This is a genomic window from Thermovirga lienii (assembly GCF_036847465.1).
In the GTDB taxonomy this organism is placed as follows: Bacteria; Synergistota; Synergistia; order Synergistales; family Thermovirgaceae; genus Thermovirga; species Thermovirga lienii.
This window is the reverse complement of sequence record NZ_DAITZW010000032.1, coordinates 19,792-20,943: the sequence shown is the minus strand read 5'-3', so window position 1 is coordinate 20,943 and position 1,152 is coordinate 19,792. Positions and strand designations below refer to the sequence as shown.

The 1,152-nt window shown below is 39.1% G+C and carries 1 protein-coding gene; it reads right to left on the bottom strand.

Translation table 11 applies throughout. From position 1 onward, the window contains the following. Positions 1-204: 204 nt before the first annotated feature. Positions 205-930: a hypothetical protein gene (locus tag V7Z69_RS08065; protein WP_334139529.1), complete on the bottom strand. Its 726-nt coding sequence runs from the start codon at positions 928-930 to the stop codon at positions 205-207. Positions 931-1,152: the final 222 nt, after the last annotated feature.

The window sequence follows — 1,152 nt, the reverse complement described above, 5'->3', positions numbered from 1 at the left end:
CGGCAGTGACCACTCAGCCTCACCGCCGTGGCAGGAACGGCCGTTCCTGTCTAAAACCTTGTAATATTTTGCCATCACTCGCCACCTCCAAAAGATTATGTTAGCAGTTCATCTCCATCCTAAAGAGGATGGAGTCTTCTTGCTATTTTCTGATAAAAATGGTGGAGGCTATTTAAAAGCCCCCACTATATATTTATCCCCTCCTTATTTATATATAATCTTGAACGTGTCTTTTACTTTATCAAACAGCACAACCCATTTCTTATCACCCTTTTGAATTTCCCATGCGACCTGCTCTTCGCTCGGGAACGAAAATCCGAAACAAAAGCCCTCTGTACTCTCATCCATTATACTTACTTCCTTCTCCATATCCATATCCTTCATATCCTCCCATGTAATTTTGTTTACTGTGCGGCTCGCTGTGCTGTCAGCAGGCTCTTTCATTTTTTTCAATGACTGCGGTCCTTCCTCCATATCTTCGATATGTTTCTTTTGATTCTCCCTTTCTAGCAGAAACCTCTCCAGCTCATCTACAGTCATATCCGATGGCTTGTTGTCTTCCTCATCATATTCTTCCTCATCATATTCTTCCTCATATTCCTCCTCTTCTTCATATTCATCAGCAGATTTGTCTATCAATACTTGTTCCTCTGCCACCTCGTCACCTTTATCATATTCTTCTTCGTAATCTTCTGTGTCGTATTCTTCTTCTTTCTTCTCAACATAATCAAATTCATCAAAGCCATCACAACTATTTCTATTCCCCTTAGCTCTCTTCTCTAATCCCAGAGCATCTGCAAGATCATCAATGGATTCAATTTTACGCACTTCACTCACGCTACTCTTGCTGGCTTCACCCTCTACGTCCTTCAATAGCGCCTCTAAAAGCTCTTCACTGTTAGACCTCTGCTTCTTTTTCTTAAACAGCAATTCAATTCCCCCTTGTCCTCAAAATCATAAACATGAAAACTGATATATCTTTATTTTTTTGATATCTATAAAAAGTATAGAGAAATTGTTGGGCAATAAACACATTATCCAATCCAAACCTATTTAAAAATTATTTAGAGAGGTTCTTATATCACTTATAACTTCTCTGTCTGTTTATCCCACTATACCTATCCCATTATCCAGAGAAATTTATACGGGACT